The sequence below is a fragment of the Anabaena azotica FACHB-119 genome (assembly GCF_014697625.1).
Classification (GTDB): Bacteria; Cyanobacteriota; Cyanobacteriia; order Cyanobacteriales; family Nostocaceae; genus Trichormus; species Trichormus azoticus_A.
The window spans coordinates 54,926-81,037 of the sequence record NZ_JACJSG010000010.1; the positions used below are offsets into that span (position 1 = coordinate 54,926).

Here is a 26,112-nt window from a genome sequence, read left to right on the forward strand (position 1 = left end):
AAATTATTTAATTACGTTCTAACCACAGTTTAAAGCGGTAATAAAGGATTATGCATCGTATAAATACCACATCGGTAGGATGGAATCAGTCAGAAGGTATTTTTTTTCTGGAACAAACCCCAGCTCCCTTTGTGTTGATTACGGCTGCTGATACCGATATTCAAACCTTGGCAGCTGCAATCCCCAAATTACCAAATTCATTTCCTGCAATTAGAGTAGCGAATTTGTTGTTATTGCAACAACAAATAAGCATAGATACTTATGGTGAACAAGTTTTAGAACTTGCTCAAGTAATCATTTTGCGCCTACTAGGAGGGCGTTCCTATTGGGCATATGGTTTAGAAGTTGTGCAAGAAATCGTGCAACGTCACAATATAACCTTAATTGTAATGCCAGGAGACGATGCACTCGATCCTGACTTAATTTCTCAGTCTACCGTGCCTGCCGCCACTGTTAACCAAATATGGCAGTATTTTAACGAAGGCGGCGTAGAAAACATAGTTAACGCCCTACAATTTATTTCCGACATATCTTTAGCAACTGCATACAATCCTCCCGCACCGCAAAGGGTTCCGCGTGTTGGGTTGCTGGGGACTGGGGACTGGGGAGTAGGAAGAGATGGGGGAGTGGGGGAAGTGGGGGGAGTAGGAAGAGATGGGGGAGTGGGGGAAGGGGGGGGAGATGGGGAAGAATTTCTCCTTACCTCATCTCCCTCATCCCCCTCATCTCCCTCATCTCCCTCATCTCCCTCATCCCCCTCATCTCCCTCATCTCCCTCATCCCCCTCATCTCCCTCATCCCCAATACCCAAAGTCGGGATTCTCTTCTACCGCGCCCACTACTTGGCGGGAAATACCAAAGTAATTGAGGCGTTGTGTGCAGCTTTGTGGCGGAGAAATTTACAGCCTGTGCCAGTATTTATCTCTTCCTTGCGTGATCCTGATGTGCAAGTAGAGTTAACTGAGTTTTTTCAACCTAAAGACTCGCCGCCAATTTCCCTTTTACTCAACACCACAAGCTTTTCCTTGGCGCGGTTAGAAACGGAAACGCCCCAAACTGAACTTTGGGAAAAATTGGATGTTCCTGTATTACAAGTTATCCTCAGTGGCGGCTTTGCCGAACAATGGGAAGCGCAGTTAAATGGACTGTCTCCCCGCGACATTGCCATGAACGTCGCCTTACCAGAAGTAGACGGTAGAATTATCAGCCGTGCCGTATCATTTAAGGCAGTACAAACCCGCAATCCAGATTTAGAAACGGATGTGGTAGTGTATGAACCAGTGAGCGATCGCATCGAATTTGTCGCCCAACTCGCCGCCAATTGGGTACACCTACGCTCCCAACCACCCCAACAGCGCCGCATCGCCTTAATTTTGGCAAACTACCCCAACCGCGACGGACGTTTAGCCAATGGTGTCGGATTAGACACCCCCCAAAGTTGTGTAGAAATCCTCCAAGCATTACAGCAAGCAGGATATTTAGTAGAAAACCCACCCAGCAACAGCGACGAACTAATTCAACGACTCACATCTGGCGTAACCAATGATCCAGAAGGCAGAGAACTACGCCCAGTACAGCAAAGCCTATCAGCCCAAGAGTATCAGGAATATTTCGCTTCTTTACCTATAGCAGTGCAGCAGGGTATTAACGAAAGATGGGGACTGGGGACTGGGGACTGGGAAGTAGGCGAACAACGAGGTAATTCTCCCTCTGCCCCTCTGCCCCTCTGCCCCTCTGCCCCTCTGCCCCTCTGCCCCCCTGCCCCCCTGCCCATCCCCGGCATTCAACTAGGCAACGTATTCGTGGGTATCCAACCATCACGGGGTTATGATAATGACCCTAGCTTGAATTATCACGCGCCGGATTTAGAACCTACCCATGCTTATTTAGCTTTTTATTATTGGGTGAGGGAATGTTTTAGTGCTGATGCGATCGTTCATGTGGGCAAACATGGCAATTTAGAATGGCTACCGGGTAAAAGCTTGGCTTTGTCCCAAAATTGCTATCCAGAAGTCGCTTTCGGCCCTATGCCCCACCTCTACCCATTTATCGTTAATGATCCAGGTGAAGGTTCCCAAGCCAAGCGCCGCGCTCAGGCGGTGATTATCGACCATCTTACACCCCCGATGACCCGCGCTGAGTTATACGGTGCTTTGCAAAAGCTAGAAAATTTAATTGATGAGTATTACGAAGCAGAAAGTTTAGATCCTTCTCGCTTAGGAGCAATTCGCGATCGCATCCGTGATTTAGTCATCCAAGAAAATCTTTATAAAGATTTAGGCATTCAAAACCAAGAAGATATCGCCAATTTTGAAACTTTAATTTTGAACTCCTTAGATGGCTATCTCTGCGAATTAAAAGAATCCCAAATTAGAGACGGTTTGCACATTTTCGGGCAATGTCCCCAAGGCAGACAACTGCGAGACTTAATAGTAGCGATCGCCCGCATCCCCAACCGCCACTCCCCAGGCATCACTAGAGCCTTAGCCGACGCTTGGGGCTTAGATATCGACCCCCTCACCGACAACTTCAACACCCCCCTCTCAACCCAAACTCAACAACTCTTAGCCGACAAAACCCCAAACCCCTGCCACATAGTCGGCGATGCCGTCACCATCCTAGAAGAACAAGCCGCCCTACTAGTAGAAAACCTCATAAATTCAAAATTATCTCCCTCATCCCCCTCATCTCCCCCCACTCCCCCATCTCCCCCCACTCCCCCATCTCCCTCACTCACCACCGTCCTCAACTGGATCACCGCCAAACTCCTCCCCTCCCTACAACAAACCCCAGCAGAAATTACCAACCTCCTACATGGGCTAGATGGTGGCTACATCCCCAGCGCCGCCTCTGGCGCACCCACACGCGGAAGACCAGAAGTATTACCCACAGGTAAAAACTTTTACGCCGTTGATATCCGCGCCATCCCCACAGAAACCGCCTGGGATATCGGCAGAAAGGCGGCAGAGAACGTAATTGAATGCTACACCCAAGAGCATGGCGAGTATCCCAAAACACTAGGCTTATCTGTATGGGGAACAGCCACAATGCGGACTGGTGGCGATGACATAGCCGAAGCCTTGGCTTTATTAGGTGTGCGCCCAGTCTGGGATGGTGCAGCCCGACGGGTAGTAGATTTAGAAATACTGCCCTTAAGCATCTTAGGCAGACCCCGTGTAGATGTCACCTTACGCATTTCCGGCTTCTTCCGCGACGCTTTCCCCAACTTAATGGATTTATTCGAGCAAGCAGTCAACGCCGTCGCCGCCCTAGATGAACCAGAAGACCAAAACCCCCTAGCCGCCCAAGTCCGCAAAGATACTGAGTCTGGGATACAACAAGGCTTAACTCCAGAAATAGCATTCGAGCGATCGCGCTACCGCCTCTTTGGTTCCAAACCAGGCGCTTACGGCGCAGGACTCCAAGGTTTAATCGAATCACAAAACTGGCAAGACGACCAAGACCTAGCCAACGCCTACATTAACTGGAGCTGCTACGCCTATTCGTCAGGAGACAGGGGACTGGGGACTGGGGATAGGGTACAGGGAAAAGGGGAAGGGGGAAAGGTAGCAGAGGAAATAGTAGCAGATAACAAAAAATCTCCCCCCACTCCCTCATCCCCCTCATCTCCCTCATCTCCCCCCACTCCCTCATCTCCCTCATCTCCCTCATCTCCCCCCACTCCCCAATCCCCAGTCCCCGCCCCCGAAGCCTTCACCCAACGCTTGGCACAAATGCAAATCGTCCTCCACAATCAAGACAACCGGGAACATGACTTGCTTGATTCTGACGATTATTATCAATTTCAAGGTGGTTTAACGGCGGCTGTACGCTCCATCCAAGGGAAAAATCCCACCACTTATTTTGGCGATAATTCCCTACCCTCCCAACCAAAAGTCCGCCAACTACGAGAGGAAATTGCTAAGGTGTATCGTTCGCGTGTAGTTAATCCTAAGTGGATTGAAGGTATGATGCGCCACGGGTATAAGGGCGCATTTGAAATGGCGGCTACCGTAGATTTTCTTTTCGCCTATGATGCCACGGCTAGATGTGTGGAAGACTATATGTATCAAGGTATTATGAACTCCTACTTGCTTGATCCGGTAGTTTCCGCATATATTGAAGAGAAAAATCCCCATGCACTGCGTGATATTGCTGAACGATTATTAGAAGCACACAAACGCGGTTTATGGGAGAATGTAGATACACAGACAATAGAAGATTTACGTAATTTAGTACATCAAGCAGAAGCAACCATCGAAGAAAAATAAGTGGTGTAGTCAACCGATATGGACAACTTAGCGTATTTGCAACTAGCTTTCGCCTACGAAGACGGTGAACCCAGTGACTTGGTATCTTTAAGCTACTTATTGAACAAAGCAGCTACACCAGACTGGAAACGGCTATCAAGTAGAGCTTGGAAGCATATGCTACCCCTAGCGCTCACCTTATCGATTCTCAGCAGCGTCAGTAGTGCTTGGGCATTGGAAAGAGGGGATCAAGGGCCTTCTGTCAGAAATCTTCAACAAAAGCTGCAACAAGCAGGCTTTTATCAAGCGCCTGTAACTCAGGTGTATGATTCTACCACAGAACAAGCCATTCGCCAGTTTCAAGAGGCTGCTGGTTTGCCAGTTGATGGTGTTGCAAGTGCTAGCACCATAGAAAAATTAAATCAATGGCGTTCATCTCCGGTAGCTAATCAAACTCAGCAATTCACTACCGCTAGTACGCCAACTAGAAGCAATACTACAACTGCTGCTAATACCCAAACCAGAAGCAACAATACCACTGCTGCTAACAGCCAAACCAGACGTAACAATACCACTGCTGCTAGTACCCAAACCAGAAGCAACAATACCACTGCTGCTAACAGCCAAACCAGACGTAACAATACCACTGCTGCTAATACCCAAACCAGAAGCAACAATACCACTGCTGCTAATACACAGACTAGAACAAACAATACAACTGCTACCGTGAATGCAGCCACTAATAAGCGCCGTAGTCCTAACTACCTTGTCAAAGGTGATGAGGGTGAAGATGTGAGATCATTGCAACAACGCCTGCGAGTTGCTGGTTTCTATTATGGTAATGCTACGGGTATATTTGGCCCCATCACGGAAGAAGCGGTAAAAAGATTTCAAACCGCTTATAAATTGGATGCAGATGGTATTGTTGGGCCTGCCACACTCAGCAAATTACCACCAGAAGGTATTGGTGGAGAAAATCCTCCTCAGCGAACAACTGCTAAGGATACACTGACTGTAGGCGATCGCGGCGAAGCTGTGCGAGTCCTACAAGAACAATTAATCAAAGCCGGATATTTACAAGGACAGCCAAATGGCTATTTTGGCCCTTACACAGCAGAGGCTGTAAAAAGATTTCAAGCCGCTAATTATCTAGCTGCTAGTGGTATTGCAGGCCCCACTACTAGAGCCAGATTATATAGCTTGGTTAACAAAACTCCCAAGAGTGATTTCAATGTCTTAGAAATTCAAAGACGACTGCAAGCTAGAGGTTTTTATAAAGGACAGCTCAACGGACTCATGGCAGATGATACAAGAAAAGCCATCAAGCAAGCCCAAGAGTTTTACGGTATCAGCCTCACTGATGTGAGAAGCGGAAACTTTTAGCCTCCGCTTCGGTATTTGAGTATAATTCCTTAACAGTTTGCTTACCTCCGATAACAACTAACGAGAAATTTCTCAAAATTTCTTTCATTTCTCAGTGATTGAGTAACTTCTCTCTGTTATCTTCTCAAAATGTGGCAAAATTCAACAATCAACTCATTCCTTAGAAATCTGTATATAGCAGTAGCCACATGGGTTAGGACATTGATAAATCGTAAAATCTTTATCTACAGAAGCTGTTAAAGCTGTCCCCTGTCCTCTGTCCCCTACTACATTATCTAGATTTCTTAATTGTGAATTGTGAATGAGCGAATTTTGAATTGGAACCCTCCCAGGTGCTAAAGTGGCATAAGTGCGCGTTGGCACTTGGGACATACCGCATGGATTGTCATTTGACAGTCAAGCAGATGAAAACCCTCTTTCTGAGCAGTTTTTGCCCCAATTTTTAAAATTGAATCGTTTTTGAACTCAATTGTGGCGTTACATCTGACACAAATCAAGTGATGGTGGTGATGGGGGTAAGGTTGGTTAATTTCGTAGTGCTTATGTCCTTCTCCCAGTTCCAGTTCACGCAAAATCCCCATCCGCGCCATTAACTTCAAAGTCCGGTAGATAGTTGAGAGGCTAATACCTTCACCGTCAGTTTCCAAACGTTGATACAAATCCTCTGCACTGAGATGTTCACCTTGGGGAAGTTCTTGAAAAATGTGTAATATAGTTTCCCTCTGAGGTGTTAAACGCCAGCCTCTCTCGTTTAATTCTGCCTTGAGTGAAGTAGTTGTGTAAACAGTCATACTAATTTTTCTCAACAAAGCTCGTTAGTTGAGAATATAACAAATATCGGGAGTGGTTTGCAACAAACATAGCTTATTGAGAATAATTATTAAAGGTTTAAAAAAACTTAGTCAAATATACATAAAAAAATTAAGTAATAATGCTCCCCAATAACAATTCAAAACCCAAAACTATGCGTTTTGAGTTTTGAACCGATAATTGCCAATTGCTAGCTACATCAGCATTGTGGATGTTGAGCGCAGATCATTTCAATACTGATGCACTCATTCTTTCAAGAAATAGTTTGCAAAAATACATTTTCACTAATTGCAAATATTCCTTATAAGCCACAAGTAACTATTAGTAATAACAATTAATGTAGTTGCAAGCAAATAAATAGTCCAGAGTCAATAATCTATAGCATTAATTTTCTTCACTATTGACCATTGACTATTGACTATACAACTAACTCAAAGACTCTAAATAGTCACGAATGAGGTTGCGGCGTTTTGGTTGACGCAGCTTTTGTAAGGCTTTGGATTCAATTTGGCGTACTCGTTCCCGTGATAAATCTAAAGCGCGACCAATTTCTGCTAATGAGTAGGGATGACCATCAGCTAAACCAAAACGCATTAAAATAACATCACGTTCACGGCTGGTTAAATCAGCTAATAAATGTTGCAAGTCTCTTTGTAAAGATTCTCGCATTAACATTTCTTCAGGTGTGACACCATCAGTTTCTAATAGTTCGCCTAATTCGGTGTCTTTATCTTTACCAACTTTAGTTTCTAAAGAAACAGAACGAGGAACTCTTAAGAGAACTTCCCGTACTTGGGTGGGTGTCATATCTAACTCAATTGCTAAGTCTTCTAAGGTAGGAGTGCGACCTTTTTCTTGTGCAATTTTACGTTGAGCTTTTTTAATTTTGTTTAATTTTTCTGTAATATGAACAGGGAGACGAATTGTGCGGCTAGAAGTAGCGATCGCTCTTGTAATTCCTTGACGAATCCACCAGTAAGCATAGGTACTAAAACGATATCCTTTAGTGGGGTCAAACTTCTCAACAGCTCGCTCCAAGCCGAGAGTACCTTCTTGCACTAAGTCTAATAATTCTAGACCCCGATTTTGATATTTCTTAGCAACAGACACAACTAAGCGCAAATTAGCCTTAATCATGTGTTCCTTTGACTGAAGACCTTGGGATTGCATCTTTTCCAACTCTTCTACAGTCATTTTGGCAATTTCTGCCCAACGCCGTTTACCTTCTGATAAAATTGGCTTAAGATCAGATAAGTTTATACCTGCTGTAGATGCCCATCTTTCCAAAGAAGGGCGATGTCCTAATTCTGATGCTAGGCGCTCTTGCACTTCAATTAAATGGAGATAAGGCGCAGCGACTGCATCCCCTTGCTTGGCAGCGTTAGCCAGAACTGTCCGCAACTTTAAGTAACGCTGGACTTTTTGAGCTTCAGAAACTTCTTCGTCTCGTCCTAACAAACGGACTCGACCGATTTCTTGAAGGTATAGACGTACCAAGTCTGTACTCCGACGGTTAGCACTAGCACCAAAAGTAGCCGGATCAGCAGCAGCTATCTCTAACTCTTGGATATCATCCACCGACAAATCACTGTCATCAATGGCGAAATCCGTGTCTAAAGCCTGACGGGACTTTTGGGAATTGTAGGTGGCATCTGCGAAATAAGATGTTGCTGGCATAAGATCGTCTCTATGGCTCCAGGTAACAATTTGCGGTCAGCTATTATTTTTAACTGTTGCTATTGTTCCCGTGATTGTAGATGAACTAACACGGTTGAGGTTTTCACTAAGATTTTTTTAAAAAAACCTTAATGGTTGTTTTTCAGACATTACAGACGCGCTAAAGTCGGCTATTAAATGTCTGATTGAACCAATAGCTATTCAAATTCACGATTAGACTTTATATTTCAATACAGTTCAGTTAAGGCTAAATTGGATGCCAAAATGATAAAACATCTGAACTTATCGGCGTTTATCCTATTTATCGGCGGTTAATTACTGTTATCTGAACCGTATTGCTTTATATTCCGAATTACTTAGTGAGCATTTTCACCTTTTGGGCTATTAGCTGTTACTTGAGTATTTTGTATAAACATATTTCAGTAAAAATCAAGTTTACTATCGGGATAGTCACATCTACAGGGATACACAAGTAGTTTCCTGACGATTTTATAATTTTTTTCTCAGGATTTTTTGGGACTCAGTAAGTTATCAGTTATCAGTTATCAGTTATCAGTTATCAGTTATCAGTTGTTAGGTGTCGGTTAACCGTTGACTATTGACTGTTGACTATGGACTATGGACTATGGACTAATGACCATTGACTAATAACCATATTCTGGCTTGATGTCTCGCAGCATGAGTTCATCAAGGGCTTGTTTGGGTGTGACTTCGCTTTGTAGTAATCGGTAAACTTGTTCGGTAATGGGCATAACTATATTTTGCTGCCTAGCTAATTGGATTAATACCTGACAAGTGTTGACTCCTTCGGCGGTTCCTGGTAGTTTGGCAAGAATTTGTGTCAAGGTTTCACCACTAGCTAATTGATAGCCAACTTGGTAGTTGCGGCTTAAGGCACTATTGCAGGTGGCTAACAAATCTCCTAGACCGGATAAACCATAAAATGTTTCCGTTTTCGCACCCCAACAATTGCCGATGCGAATGATTTCTGTGAGTCCGCGTGTGACTAAGGCGGCTTTGGCGTTAGTGCCTAATTGCAAACCGTCACATACACCAGCTGCGATCGCAATTACATTCTTCAGTGTACCGCCCAACTCCACACCCACAGGGTCGGGATTTGTATAGACGCGAAAACGAGATGAAGAAAATGCTAACTGCACCCTAGCGGCGGCGCTATCTACACTACTAGCTACTACCGTGGCGGCTGGTAAAGATTGGTCAATTTCTTTTGATAAATTTGGCCCAGATAAAACAACTACTGGATGATTAGGAAAGCATGATTGCCAAATTTGCGAGGGTGTATAGATAGTTTCAGGTTCTAAACCTTTGGTAGCGGTGACAAATATTGTTTCTGGTGGAAGGGTAAGAGATTGGATTTTTAAAGCAACTTCTCTCACCCCTTTCATGGAGATGGCAGAGAGGATGATATCAGCATCTTTGATAACTTCTGCCAGTGTTTCATTCCCTTGCCTTGACCACACACGCACCCTATGGCCGTTTGCTAGTGCTAAATTTGCTAGGGATGCACCCCAAGCACCTGCGCCTAAAATTGATATGGTAGTTTCTTGCACTGATAGGTAGAAATGGGGAATGGGGACTGGGGACTGGGGACTGGGGGAGATGAGGAGCAGAGGAGCAGAGGAGCAGGGGAGCAGAGGAGAGTAACAACTGTCACCTGTCACCTGTCAACTGTCAACTGTCAACTGTCAACTGTCAACTGCTCTCTACTCCCTACTCAACAATCTTGTTGCGGGGGTGACGCTGCATTAGTTCTCTGACTTGCTCGGCGTGGTAGGAACTTCTGGTTAAGGGTGAGGAAACTACTTGTAAAAATCCCAGTTCTTCACCGTAGGCTTGCCAAGCGGCGAATTGTTCTGGAGTAACAAAGTCGTTGACTTGCAAGTGTTTTTGACTGGGTTGGAGATATTGCCCAATTGTCAGGATATCGCAATCTACGGCGCGGAGGTCTTGCATGACTTGGCGAATTTCTGCGTCTGTTTCACCTAAGCCCACCATGATACCAGATTTGGTGTAGAGCCAAGGGGCAATTTGACGCGATCGCTCCAGTAATTCTAGGGTGCGATCGTAGTTACCTTGCGGTCGGACTCGTCGATACAGGCGGGGAATTGTTTCTGTATTATGGTTGAGTACCTCTGGCGATGCTTGGAGAATTATCTTTAAAGCTTCCCAGTTACCGCACAAGTCAGGAATTAACACTTCAATTGTGGTATTGGGCGATACTGCACGCACCTCTTCAATACACTTAACAAATTGTGATGCACCACCATCTGGTAAATCATCTCGGTTAACTGAAGTGATAACCACATGATTAAGTCTCATCCGCCGCACAGCTTCCGCTAGTCTCGTTGGTTCTGTGGGGTCGAGAGCTTTGGGTTTTTTCTCAAAATCAATATCACAGTAAGGACAGGCACGGGTGCAAGCTGGCCCCATAATTAAAAATGTGGCAGTACCAGCTTGGAAGCACTCACCAATATTCGGACATGACGCTTCCTCGCAAACTGTATTTAAGGCTAAATCCCGCAATATTTCTTTAACGTTACCAACACGCTCCCATTGGGGCGCTTTTACCCGCAGCCAGTCTGGTTTTACAGTCACAATCCGCTTTCACCAATGAATGTTATACAAATCTAATCCTAGCAAGCAAATTCCTTTCTATTCATTTCTACATACAGCATATTTTGGCTAGATGAGGTACAAGCGTAGAACCCAACACAATGTAGAGACGTTACATGTAACGTCTCTACATTGAAAGTATTTCACGAATATCGAAACTGCTATATATAGATGTGTTTTTGATTTACTATTTTTTCCTGTGGGCTGTCAACCGCCAACAGTTGACGTAATTTAAAAACGTAATAGCCTATTCGCTATTATTTATGTTAAAATGGGAGAGATTTACGATTTTATTTACGGGATGTAGCGCAGCTTGGTAGCGCACTTCGTTCGGGACGAAGGGGCCGCTGGTTCGAATCCAGTCATCCCGATTTGTTTTTTATGCGATCGCCACCACAGGATTCGGTTTTGTAACCAAACGATATGCGATCGCCACCACAGGATTCGGTTTTGTAACCAAACGATATGCGATCGCCACCACAGGATTCGATTTTGTCAGCAAACTAATTGCGATCGCAACCACACAACTTAGTTTCGTCACAAAACAATTAAAAACCCTTCCCCACTAATTTAATTACCCCACTCCCTATAATACAATCGTGTTATATGATACCTGCACAGCTAATGAACTAAAGTTATTAGTCATTATTATTTGTAGGGTGGGCATTGCCCACCAAAAACATGATACTGAATAAACATTTGTAGGGTGGGCAGTGCAGCACCAAAAGCGTAATACTGAATAAGAACATTAGCTCATCAAAAAAGCAAATCCTCTCTACGTTAAGTTAGGATTATTCTGTACCAGATTTAGGAAAGTTAATCCATGAGCCTCGTTTTGAAATCTGAGACACCGCCTCTGCGAGAAGATGAAACCGGAGCCATTCGAGTTGGCAATTCCAGGGTTTTATTGGAGACTGTGATTCGAGCGTTTCAAGATGGTGCTTCCCCTGAGTCTATTGTTCATCGGTACTCGACTCTATCATTGTCTGATGTCTACAATGCAATTGCTTACTATCTTCGGCATCAGGATGCTGTAGAAGCATACTTGAATCAGAGAGAACAGTTAGCCCAATCAGTGCAGCAACGTTTGTCTACTATTCAACCTGACCTCAGTTTAATACGTAATCGCTTACTATCTCAGCAGAATCAAGAGTAAGGGTTATGTTGAGTTTGTTAAGTGATGAGAATTTCAACGGTGATATTGTACGGGGGCTATTTTTGCGTCAACCAAATCTTGATCTACTTAGGGTTCAAGATGTTGGTTTGCGGGAAGTAGATGATCCAGCTATTTTAGATTGGGCAGCAATTAATGAGCGTATTTTGCTTACTCATGATCGTGCCACAATGCCAGATTTTGCTTACAACCGCTTGGTACAAGGAGAAGCGATGGCAGGTATGTTTGTAGTTAATGATCGAATGCTAATTCGGCAAGCCATTGATGAGCTATTGTTATTGATAAATTTTAGTGAACAAGCAGAATGGCAGGGAGTTGTACTATATTTACCTTTGTGAAAGCCAAAGTCTCGCTCAAGAAATTAATAGTAGCAAAGGCTAAGAGAATTGATACTCAGCAAGAGCCTGGGCGAATGTAATTCGCGGCTACACAAGCGAAGTCCGCCTTCGCGGACTAAAAATCAAGGTCTTAAACCTGCCTTCGCAGGTTTCGTCTGTGTAGAAGCGGTTTCTAACCGCCCTTTTTGCCATAATAGAATCGTGTTATATGATACCTGCACCAGCTAATGAACGAACAGCGCCTACAGGCTTATTATCAGCTAATTAAAAATCTGCTAGATTGCCCTAGCGGTGAAGAAACGGAGATATTAGCAGCTAATAGAGAATTGCTGGATGCTGACTTTGTGCAGGTGTTGATAGCAGAAGCAGAAAATTTTGCCCAGCAGGGAGAGGAAGATATCGCGGAATGGTTGAGAAACTTAGCAACATCTCTCACCTCAAAAACACAGTCTATTTCTGAAGAAGATATACAGACTTATTTACAATTTATATTAGAGGTACTACGAACAACAGAAGAAAGTGAGGGTGACGCTCAAGTAATATACCCATTGTTAGCAGCCAATACCGATAAACTTGATGATATCTTCGCGGAATTATTGCGCCTTTTGGCAACAAATGCACTAGCTGAAGCAGATAGAGCAGAATACATTGCCGCAGTAATTGGTAATTTTAGTAATCTGATTCAGCATTTTCCCTTGGGTAGCAAAGCCAACAACATAGAAATTGCGATCGCTGGTTATGAAATTGCCTTCAGCGTCTATACGCGCAGCATTTTTCCTGAACAATGGGCAACCACGCAAAATAATCTGGGGAATGCTTACTCTGACAGAATATTAGGAGACAGAGCCGGCAATCTCGAACAAGCGATCGCTGCATTTCATGCGGCACTGGAAGTCAGAACTCGCAACACCTTTCCTGTTGATTGGGCAACCACACAAAATAATTTGGGGAATGGTTATTCTGAGAGAATATTAGGAGACAGAGCCGACAATCTCGAACAAGCGATCACTGCATATAAGGCGGCGCTGGAAGTTAAAACCCGCAACGGCTTTCCTGAACAATGGGCAGGTACGCAAAATAATTTGGGGACTGCTTACTCTGACAGAATATTAGGAGACAGAGCCGACAATCTCGAACAAGCGATCGCTGCATATAAGGCGGCGCTGGAAGTCAGAACCCGCAGTACCTTTCCTGAACAATGGGCAATGACGCAAAATAATTTGGGGACTGCTTACTCTGACAGAATATTAGGAGACAGAGCCGACAATCTCGAACAAGCAATTGCTGCATTTCATGCGGCGCTGGAAGTATATACCAGTACAGCTTTTCCTGAACAATGGGCAATGACGCAAAACAATCTGGGGACTGCTTACTCTGACAGAATATTAGGAGACAGAGCCGACAATCTCGAACAAGCAATTGCTGCATTTCATGCGGCGCTGGAAGTATATACCAGTACAACTTTTCCTGAACAATGGGCAACCACGCAAAATAATCTGGGGACTGCTTACCGTAACAGAGTATTAGGAGACAGAGCCGACAATCTCGAACAAGCAATTGCTGCATTTCATGCGGCGCTGGAAGTATATACCAGTACAGCTTTTCCTGAACAATGGGCAGGTACGCAAAATAATCTGGGGAATGCTTACCGTAACAGAATATTAGGAGACAGAGCCGACAATCTCGAACAAGCGATCACTGCATATAAGGCGGCGCTGGAAGTCAGAACCCGCAGTACCTTTCCTGAACAATGGGCAATGACGCAAAATAATTTGGGGACTGCTTACTCTGAGAGAATGTTAGGAGGCAGAACCGACAATCTCGAACAAGCAATTGCTGCATTTCATGCGGCGCTGGAAATTAGAACCCGTACAGCTTTTCCCCAAAATCATGCAGGAACTTTATTCAATCTCGGCAGTTTATACCAAGAAGAACAACAATTTAACTCAGCTTACAATACCTTTGCTCAAGCAATAGCAACTGTCGAAGCTTTACGAGGTGAAATTAATGCAGGTGATAATTTAGGTGAAGAAGCCAAGCGCAAACAAGCAGAAGAATGGAATAAACTTTATAGACGCATGGTGGAAGTTTGCCTAGCATTGGGCAAAGACAATGAAGCGATAGAATATATTGAACGCAGCAAAACCCGCTATTTAGTAGAACTATTAAGCAAAGCAGACTCAATAAATCAAGAAAATCTCCCTGACATAGACAGCAATATCCGTTTTGCACAAATTCAAAATCTTTTAGACGATGAAACCGTTATTATCCAATGGTATATATTTACTGATTGTTTTCGTGCTTTCATCATCACTAAAAACCATCAACCAAGCATTTGGCAATCAACTTCAGAAGATTTAGACAATTTAATAAACTGGACTGATAATTACCTGCAAATTTACTTTGAAAATAAACGAAAGTGGCGATATCAGCTAAACGAGCAACTAACCCAACTAAATCAAATCCTTCATCTCAATCAGATAATTTCTCTCATTCCCTCCCAATACAAAAAACTGATTCTCATTCCCCATCGTTATTTACATTTATTCCCACTCCATGCTGTACCGCTAGTTAATAACGACTCATCAAAACCAGAATATTTATTTGATAGATTCCCTCATGGCGTAAGTTATGCCCCAAGTAATCAACTTTTACGATTTACTCAACGCCAAGCGCAAAAATTAGCAACCCCAGAGTTAAATCAATTCAGCAATTTATTTGCCATTCAAAACCCCACCAACGATTTAGCCTTCACCGATATCGAAGTCGAAACCATAGCCGCAGATTTTCAACCCCAACAAATCCTCAAACATCACCAAGCCACCAAAGCCGGATTAACAGCAACACCAACAAATGAAAACCTCAGCAATTCCCAATGGCTGCATTTTTCTTGTCACGGTTACTTTAACTTCAGTTTCCCCTTAAAATCTGGTTTACAGTTAGCCGATGCAGTAGTTTCTAACATTCCCAGCACCATCAATTCATCAAGCTACCTGATAATTGACGACGAAACAGCAATTGATTTAGATAAATGCCTCACCCTAGAAGATATCTTTCAATTAAACTTAAATAACTGTCGTCTCGTCTGTCTCTCCGCTTGCGAAACTGGTTTTATTGACCCTATAAATGACAGCGATGAATATATAGGCTTGACAAGTGGTTTTATCCGTGCTGGTGCAACTAACATCATTAGTAGTTTATGGGCAGTTAGCGACTTTCACACAGCTTTACTAATGATTAAATTTTATGAAAACTTACCGATTTATCAATATAATGTGTCGTTAGCCTTGAATCATACCCAAGCATGGTTACGCCAAGCAACGCAAGGAGAAATCGTCAAGTGGGTGAAAGGTAAAACTAATATGCAAAATACACAACAGCAAAAAATCATTAAGTTATTACAAGAATATAGACCTAAGCAACAACCATTTAAAAGACCAGAATTTTGGGCGGCTTTTTGTGCTATTTCTCCAGTTTAGTTTTCTGTCTCATTGAACGCAGATGAACGCAGATGAACGCAGATAGATTAATGGATTTTATAACTATGTGCAACTTGATATAAAATTGATATATATTGTCAAATATTATTAACAATTAACCAACTCAAAACCAAACCTATGGAACCAGATAAACTCATTCAAGCATTTACCCAAGTCGTGAGAAATCAAGATTATGTTTTCTCCCCAGTAGCTATTGCAGCCATCCCCGAATTACTGAAAGAACTTGACCAATTAGAAAACCAACCGTCAGATTTATTTGCACAAGCTATTCGCCAATGGTATCTGGAATATGAAGATGTGAGAGACGCGGTATTAATTGAAGAAAGAGAAATTGAGAAAGTCAGGAAAAGTAAGCCGGAAATTCAAGAAAATACTCAAGAAAATCGCTATAGAGTAGTGCAAGATGAACTCAAGAAACTACAAGATAGAAAGACAAGCAACAGCCAAACTAATCAACCATGAAAATTTATGCACCGAACATTCATTTATTCGCTTTTCAATTGTACAAAAGTGCCAGTAATGACATAAAGAATTCATCAACAGATAAAGACTTCCTTTGGCATCATGCTAACGCTATAATCAGCACAACTTTACACCAAAATTTACAACTCCATCAACGCATTGATGTCAATAAAACCCCAGATAACCCCCGTGTCGATTTACTCAAAGACACAGATGTAATCGATGATAACTATGCTGTCGATTTACAGGGTAAAATTCCTCTCAACCAAAGCCAAGACTTACTAATTAAAGGCTTTGCTTATCCCTTAAGAATATATGACAGTTACAGTTTATGGTTAAATCTCCGCCGTCCCGAAAAGGAAAATAACAATCATACCGAAGATGTAGATATTACCTTTTTACGCCAATTAAATCAAAATAATTGTTTCACAGTTCCCGAAAATCCTTTATTTCTCGGTCAAACTCTGCTAATTACTGGCTGGTTAACAGGCGCAAAAGACAGACAAATTATCCAGCAAATAGCCAATGATTGTTTAAAATCCTTCTTTCCCGATAACTATCCACTACCTCCATTTAACCGCCAAGGCGAGTTATTTGGTAGCCCAATTTTTGAATATGGTTTATTTAGTCAATTAAATAATTATCAACAGGTTCTCATATGGTTATTTACTGACGAACAAGCAGACAGTAAATTTAATCAATGCTATCAAGAATTACTAGATTTATTTTTCTTCCGTACCAAAGCAGTTAAAGCATATAAAGATAGTAGAGAAATTTATAAAAAGCTTGATGAGGAATATCGAGAGATAGAAAATACAATTGATAAAGTTGCAAAATTGAACGATGTAAACTCTAATAAAATTAACTTGAATAATTTAAAAAACGATTTGAAAGCCTTACCCCAAATATCATTAACATATACCCGCTTAATACGAAACTTAGAAGAATATCAAAACACCATTGCTATCAATACTTATAATTACAACGAGAGACTACAACAAATTAAAAGCATCTTCGCTAATGAAGATATCAGTTTTCTAGAAACATTTAGCCAAAAAAACTGTGCTTATTTCCAACAACAAATTAATGGCGACTTGGGTTATTTCCGCCACGGCTCAGAATTATTAGGTAAAGCCATAGACACAATTCGCGGTATTGTGGAAATAGAACAAGCAGAACGCGATCGCCATCTAGAAAACACGATTCAAATACTAGGTATCGGTTTCGGTGGCGGTGCGATCGCTTCCGGTGTTATCGTTTCCCATATCGACAAAATCAACCAACCCATAACATTATCTTTTGATAAGCAACCCCATCCCTTTTACGCCTCGTTATTTCTTAGCATCCTCGCCACTTTCTTGTTTATGGTTTTAGGCTGGTTAATAACCAGACGTAGAAAGTAAACATCACTGATGAGGTAGCATAAAATAATTTAGCGGGAAGAGAGTCAGAAAAGGGCTAAAGCCCTTACTACAAACATGGTATTATATCATGTTCGCTTAAATACTTATCATATCGTCAAGGTTGGTCATTGGTAATGGGTAATAGGTAATTGTTTTCTCCGATTACCAATTACCAATTACCAATTACCGACCAAAGCAAATATATTATAAGTAATTAGCCGAACTTGATATTACGCTCTATTTTGACTTTGCTGCACTTGCTGTAATAACATTTCCACAGTATTAGCCGATGGTAAACACTTCAAACCTTGGCAAACTAACCCCACACTATTGTCAGGTAAATTAGCCACTACAGAGAATGCAGTCGTGGGTAAATATTGCCCAATCAAAGTATTAATCTGCTCGGTTGTGCTGCGAATCAAAGTGGAGTTACGATACCAATCTAAAGCGGTGAACAAACTCGGACAAGCTTGTGGGGCGCTAGACATGATACTTTTGAACGCCTTCAACCCAGCCTCGGCTAAATCGAGATAATGTAAATCATCGGTGAGGAGGGAGAGACGCACAAGGTTTGCGATCGCCACACCGTTGGCTGATGGTGTAGCATTATCCGCATAGCTCCGTTCGCGCACAATTAAATCTTGACTGGCATCACTAGCTGTGTTAAAATAACCACCAAGTTCTACGCTCCAAAGGAACTCGTCGAATTGTTGTTGAAGTGCGATCGCCTTTTCCAACCAAAATCGATTCTCAGGTTGAGCCGCTTGTAAATCCAACAACGCTTTAATAAATAAAGCATAGTCTTCCGACTGAGCCAATACCGTCGCTTCCCCTTGATAGTTGAGGCGGTGAAAACGCCCGTCAATAAACTGATGCTCTAAAATAAAGTTCGCTGCTTTAGCTGCAATATCCAAATACAAAGATTCTGAGAACACAGCCGCAGCCCTCGCCAAGCCGGAAATCATCAAACTATTCCAAGCTACAATCATCTTTGTATCCGTCACCGATGGGATACGTCCCGGCCAGTTTGCAGATTTCGCTTCTTGATTATCCCTCGCAGGCGCAAAGATGTCCAGTGCATCAGCCGTACTACCATAACGTGCAACAAACAATTTCCCCAACGCAGATTCTACCGTTGCACTCAATATCCCAGGCTGTCTGCGTTGCAGTACAATCTTACCTTCAAAGTTACCTTTGGGAGTGACTGTAAACTGTTGTTGTAATTCTGTGAGTTCTGCGGTTGTTAACAGTTGTTCCAGTTCGGCGTAACTCCACACATAAAAAGCGCCTTCCTCTGGTTCCTGTTCTTCGGGAGTGGTAAAACTATCAGCATCTTGCGCCGCGTAAAAATAACCTTCCGGTGCAGTCATTTCTCGTTGCAACCATGCAATAGTTCCAGCCACAGCCCTCTTAAACGCTGGTTCCTCTACACCAGCACTCCATAAATTGGCTAAATACTCGACAATTTGCCCATTATCATATAACATCTTCTCAAAGTGGGGAACTGTCCAAGTGGGGTCAACAGTGTAGCGGTGAAAGCCTCCCGCCACATGGTCATAAATTCCCCCCAATGCCAAATCTAAACCACGTTGAGTAGAAACTTTGCCATCATACCGGGATGGAAAATTAAATCTCGTTCCCCGCAATGCTAACTCAGCATAGGGAATCATCGGGAAGCTATTACCATATTGATTAGGCGTAATTACCCCTGTGTTAGTTTCCCAACCTTTTTGCAGCAATTCACCTTCTTGGGCTTCCTGGTTAGCCTCCCCTTGCAACACCGCAGAGGTAAGCAGCGACTCCACAATGACAGCTTTGCGTTCCCGTAAATCATCTTTTTCTGTATCGTAGTAGTTGCGTAATGCTTGCAGAACTTGCAAAAATCCCGGACGGTTGTACTTTGGTTCTAAAGGAAAGTAAGTCCCAGCGAAGAAGGGAACTAAATCTTCTGGGGACAGAAAAGCATTTAAAGGCCAACCCCCTTGTCCTGTCATCATCTGCAACGCCTGCATATAAATGCTATCGATATCTGGTCTTTCTTCCCTATCTACTTTAATAGGGAGAAAATTAGCATTCATATAATCAGCGATCGCTTGATCAGAAAAAGCCTCACCTTCCATCACTGTACACCAGTGACAACTAGAGTAACCAATCGACAGAAAAATCGGTTTATCTTGGGCTTTAGCTGTAGCCAGCGCTTCATCACACCAAGGCCACCAGTCAATCGGGTTTTCGGCGTGTTTACGCAGGTAGAGGCTCTTGGTTTTGGCAAGGCGATTAGTCATAATGGTGGGGATTGGGGACTGGGGATTGGGGATTGGGGATTGGGGATTGGGGAGAGATAAGTTGTGTCGAATAAATCATGTAGAGACGTTGCATGCAACGTCTCTATAGTGGATTCATCAAGAAACAGTATAAGCTGTCTTTAATTTTGAATTTTGCATTTTGAATTTTCAATTGTCTGAGGTTAGAATCACAAGCAAAGTCTAAGGCGGGAGTGAGACTATGAAGACTGCTGAAAAGTTGGCGGCGGGTTGGCTATTAACACTCGGATTCACTTTTTTAACATTATCAGCTTCTGCGGTAGCTCAAATCAATACCATGCTTAAGGATATACCTACGGGTGATAATGAGCAGGTTGTGATTGATGATGTGAATACATCTGCTTTAAATGACCTGCAAAACACGGCTACAAATGGTGTGATATTTGGCGTACCGACGTTGATTTTGGGAACGTGGCTGGGTGTGGGGCTATACTTGCAAGAAAAAAATTCTAAAAAAGCACTCCAGCAGCAGTTAAGCGATCGCCTACAAGCTATCTTTTATGATACAATCCAACGAAATCAAGGACGAGTAACAGTTTTAAGTTTTGCCATGCAGTCACAACTTCCTCCCACCGTCGCCAGACAATATTTAGACGACAAAGCTAAAGAATTAAACGCTAATTTTCAAGTCAGTGAGGAAGGTTCGGTATCATATCATTTTGATGTCTGATTCCCTTGTTGACAATTAAAGTCTAATGACGCAGATTTTTTTAAGCGTAGCTGCCATTTTAGGTGGTTTGTCAGTTGCCTTCGGGGCTTTCGCTTCCCACGCCCTAAGAGAAAAGATTAGTGAGCGATCGCTAGAAATTTTTGAGACTGGCGCTCGTTACCAAATGTACCACGCTCTGGCACTCTTGCTAGTAGCCGTTTTAATTACTCGCCTAGAGTCACCACCAACTACCCTCATAGCTAGTGGCTGGTTATTCATCCTTGGTATTGCCTTTTTTTGTGGCAGTTTGTACGCCCTCAGCTTAACAGGAATTAAAATTTTAGGTGCAGTCGCCCCACTCGGCGGTTTCGCCTTTCTACTTGGTTGGGGTGCGTTAGCTGTCGCCGCCTTCAATTTAAAGTTTTAAAAATCAAAACCTCTTCTCTCTGTGTTCTCTGTGCCTCTGTGGTTAATAAAGTTTAAACCACAGAGACACAGAGAACACACAGTTAAAATTTTGAGTTATTAATAGTCAAGCATCCTACTCAATATTTAGTAAACTAAATAACTAACGAGCCTTCAAAGCTGCCTCACCCGGCGGAGCGTTGAAAGAAGTAGGCAATTTAATATAATAAAAGATATGGCGCTTATAGTTCAGAAATTCGGTGGTACATCTGTCGGTTCAGTCGAACGCATCCAAGCAGTAGCACAGCGTGTCTATAAAACAGTGCAAGCAGGAAATTCTCTGGTTGTAGTGGTTTCCGCAATGGGGAAAACTACCGATGGACTCGTCAAGCTAGCCAATGAAATCTCTCGCAACCCTAACCGCCGGGAAATGGATATGTTGCTGTCCACAGGCGAACAAGTAACCATCGCGCTTTTGAGTATGGCGTTGCAGGAACTCGGACAACCAGCAATTTCCATGACTGGGGCGCAGGTAGGCATTGTTACCGAAGCTGAACACACCCGCGCCCGCATTTTACACATCGAAACTGAACGTCTGCAACGTCATCTGGAGGAAGGTAAGGTAGTTGTTGTAGCTGGATTTCAAGGTATATCTAGCAATGGAGAATTGGAAATAACTACCCTGGGACGTGGTGGTTCCGATACTTCAGCCGTGGCTTTAGCCGCCGCATTACAAGCAAACTTCTGTGAAATTTATACAGACGTACCAGGGATTTTGACTACAGACCCCCGCCTCGTTCCCGAAGCCCAGTTAATGGCGGAAATTACCTGTAATGAAATGCTAGAGTTGGCAAGTTTGGGTGCAAAAGTCCTCCATCCCCGCGCCGTGGAAATTGCCCGTAACTATAGTATGCCTTTGGTAGTTAAGTCTAGCTGGACTGATGACCCTGGTACTTGGGTAACTACACCCAAACCCCAAGGGCGATCGCTTGTCAATTTGGAATTAGCTCGTCCAGTCGATGAGGTAGAATTAGATACAGACCAAGCCAAGGTAGCCTTGTTACGTGTCCCCGATAAACCAGGGGTAGCAGCCAAGCTATTCGGGGAAATTGCCAGACAACAGGTAGACGTAGATTTAATTATTCAATCAATCCACGAAGGTAATAGTAATGACATCGCCTTCACCGTAACCACACCCATATTAAAACGAGCCGAAGCCGTAGCAGCTGCGATCGCTCCCTCCCTCCGCAGCCCCACCAACCCCAAATCAGACGAAGCCGAGGTGATGCTAGAACAAAACATTGCCAAAGTCAGCATCGCCGGCGCAGGTATGATCGGCCGTCCAGGGGTAGCCGCTAAGATGTTCGCCACCCTAGCCGAAGCCGGCGTAAACATCCAAATGATATCCACCAGCGAAGTCAAGGTGAGTTGCGTAGTTGATGCTTTAGACGGCGATCGCGCCATCACAGCCTTACGTAAAGCCTTTGAAATCGCCACCTCTTCCCCAGTCCCCAATCCCCAATCCCCAGTCCCCAATCCCCCCGTTCGCGGTGTCGCCCTAGACTTAAACCAAGCCCGTCTAGCTATTCGTCAAGTACCAGACCGTCCAGGGATGGCGGCGCAATTATTTGGCATCCTGGCAAAGCACAACATCAGTGTGGATATGATTATTCAGTCCCAACGTTGTCGGATAGTTGATGGTGTTCCCCGTCGAGATATCGCTTTTACAGTCCCCCGCATCGATGGCGAAACAGCCCAGCAATTGCTCACCCAAGTCGCAGGACAATTAGGTTGGGGTGATGTGGTTTTGGATAGTGCGATCGCTAAAGTTAGTATTGTGGGTGCAGGTATGGTGGGACAACCCGGTGTAGCAGCCAAAATGTTTGACGCACTAGCTAAACATCAAATCAACATTCAAATGATTGCTACTTCGGAAATCAAAATTAGTTGTGTTGTATCTCAAGAACAGGGTGTCCAGGCTTTGCAAGTCATACACTCTGCTTTTGAGTTAGCCGGAAGCGAAAAATTCGTTGTCCCTGCATAGTTGCGAGTTTGTAGTCAGAACTTTGTCTATAGAAAGGACTAAAGTCCTTACTACAAACTTTAAATTATTTACACACTTATATCAAGTTCGGCTAATTACTTATAATATGGTTGTTTTGGTCGGTAATTGGTAATAGCTAATAGGTAATTGTTGTGAGCCATTACCGATTACCGATTACCTATTACCAGCCCCCAATATATGATAAGTATTTAAGCGAACTTAATATTATACCTATGTCAGAAATTGAAGATTTGGGAGTGACTGTAGAAGAATATTTAGAGGGAATGGCCTCCGGTATAGACGTTTTAGAATTGAAGCGCCTAGAAGCCTACGGAGTTCCCAAACACTTAGCGTTGGAAGTGATGGCGCTGACACCAAAAATAATCGATGGTACAGCTACCCCTGAAGAAATTGTCAGAGGCTTAATGATTCTCACACCATCTCTTCGAGAACAACTGGAATAGCATTATCCATCAGCAAAAGCCCAATATCCTTGTTAACACTCTGCGTCCCTCCGCGCTTCCTCCCTCCTCCTCTGCGTTGAAAAAACTCATGTCCTAATAATTCCCGAAAATACCTTGACAGCGCTACTAACGTAGAATACATTAAGAAATGTGTAATATCTTAAGCTTTTTTAAGGTTTTTACACCATTAGTTAGGATTTCTCATTCACAATTAATATTTTTCAGGAGTTTAATCCCATTTGATTAGTCACAACTTGACTAACTGATATAAATAAGCAAAATTAAATATAACGAGCGTTCGATATAAAAATAATGCCGAAGATAGTTGACCATGACCAATATCGTAAAGAACTACTCAAACAATGCTTTGATTTGTTTGCCGAAAAAGGTTATGGTTCCGTTACCATGAGGCAAATTGCTCAAGGATTAAAGGTTTCTACAGGTACGCTTTATCACTATTTCCCCAGCAAAGAAACCTTGTTTGAACAATTAGTGGAGGAAATCAGTAAACAAGATATAAGTACAGCATTAGCGGAAATGGCTGGTGCAAAAACCATAGAAGAAGCAATGACCGCTTTAGGTAGATATTTAGTCAGAAATGAAGATTACTGCATAAAGTGGACATACATTTGGGTGAATTTTTGTCAGCATCAAGGCGCAAAGGAAGTACAAAATAACATTGTATTCAGGCGAGTCAATCGCCGTTATCAACAAGCTATATGCGACTTTTTGGGCATACAAGATATAGTCTTAGCTTCCTTTGTATTGAGCTTAGTTAATGGCTTAATTTTAGAGAAGCTTTGGTGTAATGAAGTCATTGATATTCAAGAACAATGTGCGTTGTTAGGAAAAATGCTGACGGCTTATTTACAGCAAAACCAAGTAGATAAACTGGTTAACTGTCACAACAACTAACAGCATTAAATAAATTAATTTAATGAGGGGAATATGAGTCAAAAATTGCTATTCAAACCCGCAAATCAAGGATTAATTGCCTTAGTAATTGCTGCTACTGCGGTGACGGCGGGAATCGCTTTTTACGCAGTTTCTCAGTTGGGACAAAGTAAAACTACAGCATCTGACTCAGCACCAACCCAGCAAAGTGTTCCCAAAGTAACAGCCCTGGGTAGACTAGAACCAGAAACAGAAGTGATTAGTTTGTCTGCACCACTAGCTTTAGATGGCGATCGCGTCGCCCAAATCCTAGTTCAAGAAGGTGATAAGGTCAAAGCTGGACAAGTAGTAGCAATTTTAGACTCCCGCGCCCGCTTGCAAAACGCCGTATTCCAAGCCGAAAAACAAGTACAAGTCGCCCAAGCCAAACTCAATCAAGTCAAAGCAGGTGCGAAAGTAGGCGACATTCGCGCCCAACAAGCCAGCGTAGAACGTTTACAAGCCCAATTACAAGGTGACGCAACAGCCCAACAAGAAACAATCGCCAGAATACAAGCGCAATGGGAAGGCGACAGAACAGCCCAAGAAGCCACAATTAAAAGGCTAGAAGCAGAACTCAAAAATGCCGAAGCTGAATATCAACGTTATCAGCAACTTTACGCACAAGGAGCCATTTCCAGTTCAGCAATTGATACCAGAAGGTTAACAGTAGATACCGCCAAACAGCAACTAGACGAAGCCAATGCCGTATTAACTCGGATTAACGCCACCGCAGGTAAACAACTAGCCGAAGCCAAAGTTGCATTAAACCGCATCAACGCCACCAGCAATAAACAAATCAGCGAAGCCAAAGCCACCCTTACCAGTATTGCCGAAGTGCGCCCCGTGGATGTGGAAGCAGCCCAAACAGAAGTAGAAAATGCGATCGCCTCACTTCAACGAGCCAATACCGACTTAGCCGCCGCCTACATCAAAGCACCAATAGCTGGACAAATCCTGAAAATTCACACCCGTGCAGGCGAAAAAATTAGTGAGAACGGCATAGCCGACTTAGCGCAAACCTCGCAAATGTTAGCCGTAGCCGAAGTTTATCAAACCGACATCGGTAAAGTCAAACTAGGGCAACCCGCAGTAATTACCAGTCAAGCCTTCAGTGGCGAACTGCAAGGAAAAGTTTATCACATCGGCTTACAAGTAAACCGTCAAAACGTATTTAGCAATCAACCTGGAGAAAACCTCGACAGCCGAGTTGTAGAAGTGAAAATTCGCCTCAATCCCGAAGATAGCAAACAGGTTGCAGGCTTGACTAACTTGCAAGTACAAGCAGCAATTGAACCATCAAAGTGAGTTGATTATGGTGAAAATTATCTATCTCTTGCTTTGCATTATAGGAACAGTTTTACCTTATTCACAGTTTCTGCCATTTTTATTAGATAATGGTCTGAATATTCCCCTCTTCATTGAACAGCTATTTGCTAATAGAATATCTAGTTTTTTTGGGCTAGATTTAATTATTTCTTCCCTAGTTTTTTGGGTATTCATCTTTTGGGAAGGTACAAGACTAAGAATGTCAAATCTCTGGGTTTATGTAGCCTCTAATTTATTAGTTGGTGTTTCTCTGGCACTCCCTTTATTTCTATTAATGCGACACCAGCATCTAGAACAGCAGACTGAAACAGTCAGCTATTAACCCAGTCCCTA

At 43.1% G+C, this 26,112-nt stretch carries 20 protein-coding genes and 1 tRNA gene; 15 read left to right on the forward strand and 6 right to left on the reverse strand.

Translation table 11 applies throughout. The features are described 5' to 3' along the window. Nucleotides 1–50 precede the first annotated feature (50 nt). Nucleotides 51–4,271: a cobaltochelatase subunit CobN gene (cobN, locus tag H6G83_RS09160; protein WP_190470279.1), complete on the forward strand. Its 4,221-nt coding sequence runs from the start codon at nt 51–53 to the stop codon at nt 4,269–4,271. Nucleotides 4,272–4,289: 18 nt separating this feature from the next. Then, nucleotides 4,290–5,633 carry a peptidoglycan-binding protein gene (locus H6G83_RS09165; protein ID WP_190470282.1) on the forward strand — a complete coding sequence of 448 codons (1,344 nt, stop codon included), beginning with the start codon at nt 4,290–4,292 and terminating at the stop codon, nt 5,631–5,633. 335 nt (nt 5,634–5,968) lie between these two features. Here H6G83_RS09165 and H6G83_RS09170 read toward each other — a convergent pair whose 3' ends face one another. The 4 genes from H6G83_RS09170 to lipA all read right to left on the reverse strand — a co-directional run bounded on the left by H6G83_RS09170 (nt 5,969) and on the right by lipA (nt 10,736). Next, nucleotides 5,969–6,424, reverse strand: coding sequence for a Fur family transcriptional regulator (locus H6G83_RS09170; RefSeq protein WP_190470285.1), 456 nt, complete (start codon nt 6,422–6,424; stop codon nt 5,969–5,971). 445 nt (nt 6,425–6,869) lie between these two features. After that, complete coding sequence (sigC, locus tag H6G83_RS09175; protein ID WP_190470287.1) at nt 6,870–8,120, reverse strand: RNA polymerase sigma factor SigC; 1,251 nt, start codon at nt 8,118–8,120, stop codon at nt 6,870–6,872. 644 nt (nt 8,121–8,764) lie between these two features. Then, nucleotides 8,765–9,691 carry an NAD(P)H-dependent glycerol-3-phosphate dehydrogenase gene (locus H6G83_RS09180; protein WP_190470556.1) on the reverse strand — a complete coding sequence of 309 codons (927 nt, stop codon included), beginning with the start codon at nt 9,689–9,691 and terminating at the stop codon, nt 8,765–8,767. Nucleotides 9,692–9,851: 160 nt separating this feature from the next. Beyond that, entirely contained in the window at nt 9,852–10,736 is an 885-nt protein-coding gene (gene lipA / locus H6G83_RS09185) for a lipoyl synthase (RefSeq protein ID WP_190470292.1), read from the reverse strand. A 315-nt stretch (nt 10,737–11,051) separates the two neighbouring features. Between lipA and H6G83_RS09190 the strand changes: the two genes are divergently transcribed. Further along, nucleotides 11,052–11,125: transfer RNA gene (locus H6G83_RS09190), tRNA-Pro, on the forward strand. Nucleotides 11,126–11,133: 8 nt separating this feature from the next. Here the strand turns inward: H6G83_RS09190 and H6G83_RS09195 are convergent. Continuing rightward, complete coding sequence (locus tag H6G83_RS09195; protein WP_190470295.1) at nt 11,134–11,295, reverse strand: hypothetical protein; 162 nt, start codon at nt 11,293–11,295, stop codon at nt 11,134–11,136. 282 nt (nt 11,296–11,577) lie between these two features. Between H6G83_RS09195 and H6G83_RS09200 the strand changes: the two genes are divergently transcribed. The 5 genes from H6G83_RS09200 to H6G83_RS09220 all read left to right on the forward strand — a co-directional run bounded on the left by H6G83_RS09200 (nt 11,578) and on the right by H6G83_RS09220 (nt 17,631). Next, on the forward strand, nt 11,578–11,910 hold the full coding sequence (locus tag H6G83_RS09200; RefSeq protein WP_190470297.1) for a DUF433 domain-containing protein: 333 nt from the start codon (nt 11,578–11,580) through the stop codon (nt 11,908–11,910). Between the two features lie 5 nt (nt 11,911–11,915). After that, nucleotides 11,916–12,266, forward strand: a complete 351-nt coding sequence (locus H6G83_RS09205; RefSeq protein WP_190470300.1) for a DUF5615 family PIN-like protein — start codon at nt 11,916–11,918, stop codon at nt 12,264–12,266. Between the two features lie 227 nt (nt 12,267–12,493). Further along, nucleotides 12,494–15,745, forward strand: coding sequence for a CHAT domain-containing protein (locus H6G83_RS09210; protein WP_190470305.1), 3,252 nt, complete (start codon nt 12,494–12,496; stop codon nt 15,743–15,745). Between the two features lie 138 nt (nt 15,746–15,883). Then, nucleotides 15,884–16,228: a hypothetical protein gene (locus tag H6G83_RS09215; protein ID WP_190470308.1), complete on the forward strand. Its 345-nt coding sequence runs from the start codon at nt 15,884–15,886 to the stop codon at nt 16,226–16,228. After that, nucleotides 16,225–17,631: a hypothetical protein gene (locus H6G83_RS09220; RefSeq protein ID WP_190470311.1), complete on the forward strand. Its 1,407-nt coding sequence runs from the start codon at nt 16,225–16,227 to the stop codon at nt 17,629–17,631. Before H6G83_RS09215 ends, H6G83_RS09220 begins: the two co-directional genes overlap by 4 nt. 230 nt (nt 17,632–17,861) lie before the next feature. Here the strand turns inward: H6G83_RS09220 and H6G83_RS09225 are convergent, their stop codons facing one another. Further along, nucleotides 17,862–19,916, reverse strand: a complete 2,055-nt coding sequence (locus H6G83_RS09225; protein ID WP_190470314.1) for a thioredoxin domain-containing protein — start codon at nt 19,914–19,916, stop codon at nt 17,862–17,864. Nucleotides 19,917–20,136: 220 nt separating this feature from the next. On the opposite strand from H6G83_RS09225, the gene H6G83_RS09230 reads away from it, so the two are divergent. From H6G83_RS09230 to H6G83_RS09260, 7 genes are all read left to right on the forward strand, one after another. Next, a complete protein-coding gene (locus tag H6G83_RS09230; RefSeq protein ID WP_190470316.1) occupies nt 20,137–20,625 on the forward strand; it encodes a hypothetical protein in 489 nt (162 codons plus the stop codon). A gap of 25 nt (nt 20,626–20,650) precedes the next feature. After that, nucleotides 20,651–21,031, forward strand: coding sequence for a DUF423 domain-containing protein (locus H6G83_RS09235; protein WP_190470320.1), 381 nt, complete (start codon nt 20,651–20,653; stop codon nt 21,029–21,031). A gap of 213 nt (nt 21,032–21,244) precedes the next feature. Continuing rightward, nucleotides 21,245–23,053: an aspartate kinase gene (locus H6G83_RS09240; protein ID WP_190470323.1), complete on the forward strand. Its 1,809-nt coding sequence runs from the start codon at nt 21,245–21,247 to the stop codon at nt 23,051–23,053. A 233-nt stretch (nt 23,054–23,286) separates the two neighbouring features. Continuing rightward, entirely contained in the window at nt 23,287–23,517 is a 231-nt protein-coding gene (locus H6G83_RS09245) for a hypothetical protein (protein WP_190470326.1), read from the forward strand. A gap of 312 nt (nt 23,518–23,829) precedes the next feature. Then, nucleotides 23,830–24,432 carry a TetR/AcrR family transcriptional regulator gene (locus H6G83_RS09250; protein ID WP_190470329.1) on the forward strand — a complete coding sequence of 201 codons (603 nt, stop codon included), beginning with the start codon at nt 23,830–23,832 and terminating at the stop codon, nt 24,430–24,432. A 33-nt stretch (nt 24,433–24,465) separates the two neighbouring features. Next, nucleotides 24,466–25,758 carry an ABC exporter membrane fusion protein gene (locus H6G83_RS09255; protein ID WP_190470332.1) on the forward strand — a complete coding sequence of 431 codons (1,293 nt, stop codon included), beginning with the start codon at nt 24,466–24,468 and terminating at the stop codon, nt 25,756–25,758. Nucleotides 25,759–25,765: 7 nt separating this feature from the next. Next, nucleotides 25,766–26,101: a DUF2834 domain-containing protein gene (locus H6G83_RS09260; RefSeq protein ID WP_190470335.1), complete on the forward strand. Its 336-nt coding sequence runs from the start codon at nt 25,766–25,768 to the stop codon at nt 26,099–26,101. Nucleotides 26,102–26,112: the final 11 nt, after the last annotated feature.